This window comes from Rhodanobacter sp. T12-5 (assembly GCF_008329435.1).
Classification (GTDB): domain Bacteria; phylum Pseudomonadota; class Gammaproteobacteria; order Xanthomonadales; family Rhodanobacteraceae; genus Rhodanobacter.
In genome coordinates this window covers 1-5461 of the sequence record NZ_NPKN01000013.1, presented here as the reverse complement: position 1 = coordinate 5461, position 5461 = coordinate 1, and the positions used below count along the sequence as shown (strand labels likewise).

Annotated in this window: 2 tRNA genes and 3 rRNA genes; all 5 read left to right on the top strand. The window is 54.6% G+C overall.

Annotated elements, in window-relative coordinates:
* Window positions 1-49: 49 nt before the first annotated feature.
* The 5 genes from CIW53_RS17490 to rrf all read left to right on the top strand — a co-directional run bounded on the left by CIW53_RS17490 (window position 50) and on the right by rrf (window position 5400).
* A 16S ribosomal RNA gene (locus tag CIW53_RS17490) occupies window positions 50-1594 on the top strand.
* A gap of 196 nt (window positions 1595-1790) precedes the next feature.
* Window positions 1791-1867: transfer RNA gene (locus CIW53_RS17485), tRNA-Ile, on the top strand.
* Between the two features lie 18 nt (window positions 1868-1885).
* Window positions 1886-1961 (top strand) — tRNA-Ala (locus CIW53_RS17480).
* 206 nt (window positions 1962-2167) lie between these two features.
* A 23S ribosomal RNA gene (locus CIW53_RS17475) occupies window positions 2168-5049 on the top strand.
* A gap of 237 nt (window positions 5050-5286) precedes the next feature.
* Window positions 5287-5400 (top strand): 5S ribosomal RNA (rrf, locus tag CIW53_RS17470).
* Together the 16S, 23S and 5S rRNA genes with 2 tRNA genes alongside form the textbook arrangement of a ribosomal RNA operon.
* Window positions 5401-5461 lie beyond the last annotated feature (61 nt).

Genomic DNA, 5461 nt, shown 5'->3' with positions numbered 1-5461 from the left:
AGATAGATTGTCATCATGGTCTGCAAAGGCGATGTGACGATCGAAAACTTAAGTGAAGAGTTTGATCCTGGCTCAGATTGAACGCTGGCGGCATGCCTAACACATGCAAGTCGAACGGCAGCACAGAGGAGCTTGCTCCTTGGGTGGCGAGTGGCGGACGGGTGAGTAATGCATCGGGACCTACCCAGACGTGGGGGATAACGTAGGGAAACTTACGCTAATACCGCATACGTCCTACGGGAGAAAGCAGGGGACCTTCGGGCCTTGCGCGGTTGGACGGACCGATGTGCGATTAGCTAGTTGGTAGGGTAATGGCCTACCAAGGCGACGATCGCTAGCTGGTCTGAGAGGATGATCAGCCACACTGGGACTGAGACACGGCCCAGACTCCTACGGGAGGCAGCAGTGGGGAATATTGGACAATGGGCGCAAGCCTGATCCAGCAATGCCGCGTGTGTGAAGAAGGCCTTCGGGTTGTAAAGCACTTTTATCAGGAACGAAATACCACGGGTTAATACCCTATGGGGCTGACGGTACCTGAGGAATAAGCACCGGCTAACTTCGTGCCAGCAGCCGCGGTAATACGAAGGGTGCAAGCGTTAATCGGAATTACTGGGCGTAAAGGGTGCGTAGGCGGTTCGTTAAGTCTGTCGTGAAATCCCCGGGCTCAACCTGGGAATGGCGATGGATACTGGCGAGCTAGAGTGTGTCAGAGGATGGTGGAATTCCCGGTGTAGCGGTGAAATGCGTAGAGATCGGGAGGAACATCAGTGGCGAAGGCGGCCATCTGGGACAACACTGACGCTGAAGCACGAAAGCGTGGGGAGCAAACAGGATTAGATACCCTGGTAGTCCACGCCCTAAACGATGCGAACTGGATGTTGGTCTCAACTCGGAGATCAGTGTCGAAGCTAACGCGTTAAGTTCGCCGCCTGGGGAGTACGGTCGCAAGACTGAAACTCAAAGGAATTGACGGGGGCCCGCACAAGCGGTGGAGTATGTGGTTTAATTCGATGCAACGCGAAGAACCTTACCTGGCCTTGACATGTCCGGAATCCTGCAGAGATGCGGGAGTGCCTTCGGGAATCGGAACACAGGTGCTGCATGGCTGTCGTCAGCTCGTGTCGTGAGATGTTGGGTTAAGTCCCGCAACGAGCGCAACCCTTGTCCTTAGTTGCCAGCACGTAATGGTGGGAACTCTAAGGAGACTGCCGGTGACAAACCGGAGGAAGGTGGGGATGACGTCAAGTCATCATGGCCCTTACGGCCAGGGCTACACACGTACTACAATGGTCGGTACAGAGGGTTGCAATACCGCGAGGTGGAGCCAATCCCAGAAAGCCGATCCCAGTCCGGATCGGAGTCTGCAACTCGACTCCGTGAAGTCGGAATCGCTAGTAATCGCGGATCAGCTATGCCGCGGTGAATACGTTCCCGGGCCTTGTACACACCGCCCGTCACACCATGGGAGTGGGTTGCTCCAGAAGGCGTTAGTCTAACCGCAAGGAGGACGACGCCCACGGAGTGATCCATGACTGGGGTGAAGTCGTAACAAGGTAGCCGTATCGGAAGGTGCGGCTGGATCACCTCCTTTCAAGAAATGACGGCGTGAGTCTTCACGCAAGACGTCCACACAAGACACCTGTACTTCACGCGACATCCTGTCGCGAAGAGCGTAGATCAAGACCGTCCATCCATGGACGGACTCTTCATCAACAGCGGCTTCGAATCTGGTTCTGGGTAGTTTGTCCAGGTGGCTTGGCTCGCGGGTTCTGGGGTTCATCCTTCATGGGTCTGTAGCTCAGGTGGTTAGAGCGCACCCCTGATAAGGGTGAGGCCGGTGGTTCGAGTCCACCCAGACCCACCATTATTCCAAGGATACCTTGGGGCCTTAGCTCAGCTGGGAGAGCACCTGCTTTGCAAGCAGGGGGTCATCGGTTCGATCCCGATAGGCTCCACCATGGTGGTTCGGCGCGTGAAGTATCAGCACACAAAAGATTTTTGAAATCATCCGGCATTGAGGCCGGTGTGATGTTCTTTGAAAACAAGTAAACGAGTGACAAGCGTCTTGGTTCGAACCGAACCGAGACAAGTGTTAAGGCACGAAAACGAAGTAACTTGGCTGCCCCTGATGAGGGGGCTGCCCCGAGGCGACTTGGGGTTATATGGTCAAGCGACTAAGCGTATACGGTGGATGCCTTGGCAGTCAGAGGCGATGAAGGACGTGGCAGCCTGCGAAAAGTGTCGGGGAGCTGGCAACAAGCTTTGATCCGGCAATGTCCGAATGGGGAAACCCACTGCGCAAGCAGTACTGCATGGTGAATACATAGCCATGCAGGGCGAACCCGGGGAACTGAAATATCTAAGTACCCGGAGGAAAAGAAATCAACCGAGATTCCCTGAGTAGCGACGAGCGAACGGGGACTAGCCCAAAAGCACATTATGTTTTAGTCAAACGGGATGGAAAGCCCGGCCATAGATGGTGATAGCCCAGTCGACGAAAAGGCATTTTGTGTGAAATTGAGTAAGGCGGGGCACGTGAAACCTTGTCTGAACATGGGGGGACCATCCTCCAAGGCTAAATACTACTGACTGACCGATAGCGAACTAGTACCGTGAGGGAAAGGCGAAAAGAACCCCGGAGAGGGGAGTGAAATAGACCCTGAAACCGTATACGTACAAGCAGTGGAAGCCCGCAAGGGTAACTGCGTACCTTTTGTATAATGGGTCAGCGACTTACTGTCTGTGGCAAGCTTAACCGTATAGGGGAGGCGAAGAGAAATCGAGTCTGAATAGGGCGCATAGTCTCAGGCAGTAGACCCGAAACCGAGTGATCTATCCTTGGCCAGGTTGAAGGTGCGGTAACACGCACTGGAGGACCGAACCCACATCTGTTGCAATAGATGGGGATGAGCTGAGGATAGGAGTGAAAGGCTAAACAAACTCGGAGATAGCTGGTTCTCCTCGAAAGCTATTTAGGTAGCGCCTCGGACGAATCTTCCTGGGGGTAGAGCACTGTTATGGCTAGGGGGTCATCGCGACTTACCAAACCATGGCAAACTCCGAATACCAGGACAGACTATCCGGGAGACACACGGCGGGTGCTAACGTCCGTCGTGAAAAGGGAAACAACCCAGACCCGCAGCTAAGGTCCCAAAGTCATAGCTAAGTGGAAAACGATGTGGAAAGGCATAGACAGCCAGGAGGTTGGCTTAGAAGCAGCCATCCTTTAAAGAAAGCGTAATAGCTCACTGGTCGAGTCGGTCTGCGCGGAAGATTTAACGGGGCTAAGCTATGCACCGAAGCTCGGGGTGTGCACATTTATGTGTACGCGGTAGAGGAGCGTTCCGTAAGCCTGTGAAGGTGGATTGTAAAGTCTGCTGGAGGTATCGGAAGTGCGAATGCTGACATGAGTAACGATAATGGGGGTGAAAAGCCCCCACGCCGAAAGCCCAAGGTTTCCTCGCGCAACGTTCATCGGCGCAGGGTGAGTCGGCCCCTAAGGCGAGGCAGAAATGCGTAGTCGATGGGAAGCAGGTTAATATTCCTGCACTTTTCCATAGTGCGATGTGGGGACGGAGAAGGTTAGGTCTACCGGGCGTTGGTTGTCCCGGGGAAAGGCGGTAGGCATGGGTCTTAGGCAAATCCGGGACCCTTTATGCCGAGCACCGAGACGAGCCCTATTGGGCGAAGTGACTGACACCACGCTTCCAGGAAAAGCCACTAAGCTTCAGCTATGGAAAAACCGTACCGTAAACCGACACTGGTAGGCAGGGTGAGAATCCCAAGGCGCTTGAGAGAACTCGGGTGAAGGAACTAGGCAAAATGGCACCGTAACTTCGGGAGAAGGTGCGCCCATTGACGTGGTCACGTGCGTGACTGAGCGTCGATGGGTCGCAGTAACCTGGCCGCTGCGACTGTTTATCAAAAACACAGCACTCTGCAAACACGAAAGTGGACGTATAGGGTGTGACGCCTGCCCGGTGCTGGAAGGTTAATTGATGGGGTCAGCCGCAAGGCGAAGCTCTTGATCGAAGCCCCAGTAAACGGCGGCCGTAACTATAACGGTCCTAAGGTAGCGAAATTCCTTGTCGGGTAAGTTCCGACCTGCACGAATGGCGTAACGACAGCGGCGCTGTCTCCACCCGAGACTCAGTGAAATTGAATTCGCTGTGAAGATGCAGCGTTCCCGCGGCAAGACGGAAAGACCCCGTGAACCTTTACTATAGCTTTACATTGAACGTTGAGTTCTTCTGTGTAGGATAGGTGGGAGGCTATGAAACCGAGACGCCAGTTTCGGTGGAGCCATCCTTGAAATACCACCCTGAAGTGCTTGACGTTCTAACCTCGACCCGTCATCCGGGTCAGGGACCATGTATGGTGGGTAGTTTGACTGGGGCGGTCTCCTCCCAAAGAGTAACGGAGGAGCACGAAGGTACGCTCAGCGCGGTCGGACATCGCGCACTGTGTGCAATGGCATAAGCGTGCTTGACTGCGAGATCGACGGATCAAGCAGGTACGAAAGTAGGTCATAGTGATCCGGTGGTTCTGTATGGAAGGGCCATCGCTCAACGGATAAAAGGTACTCCGGGGATAACAGGCTGATACCGCCCAAGAGTTCATATCGACGGCGGTGTTTGGCACCTCGATGTCGGCTCATCACATCCTGGGGCTGTAGCCGGTCCCAAGGGTATGGCTGTTCGCCATTTAAAGTGGTACGCGAGCTGGGTTCAGAACGTCGTGAGACAGTTCGGTCCCTATCTGTCGTGGGCGTTGGAGATTTGAGGGGGGCTGCTCCTAGTACGAGAGGACCGGAGTGGACGTTCCGCTGGTGTTCGGGTTGTCATGCCCATGGCATTGCCCGGTAGCTACGAACGGAAGTGATAACCGCTGAAAGCATCTAAGCGGGAAGCACGCCCCAAGATGAGATCTCCCGAGAGCTTGACTCTCCTTAAGGCACCATGAAGACTACGTGGTTGATAGGTCAGGTGTGGAAGTGCAGCAATGCATGGAGCTAACTGATACTAATGAGCCGTGAGGCTTGACCATATAACCCCAAGACGCTTTGTTTTGTTCCCAAAGCTTGTCTGTTTCGAATTCACCTCGACGCTTGTCACTCGTTTACGATTATCTTTACGTGAGATCCTCTCACGGAGAGTCAAGACCGGCCATCCATGGCCGGACTCTTCAACTCTTCGATCGAGGATCGTTCACGGGAGAGTCGGCCGTCAGGGCCGCCTCTTCAAGAATGTGGAGCCGGCGCAGTCGCGCTGCTCCCACCCCTTCCCTGGCGGCCATAGCGGCGTGGTACCACCTGATCCCATCCCGAACTCAGAAGTGAAACGCGCATGCGCCGATGGTAGTGTGGCTTTGCCATGCAAGAGTAGGTCACCGCCAGGGGCTTTATCCTGAAACACCCTCACCGGCAACGGTGGGGGTTTTTCTTTGCCTGGCGTTTGCG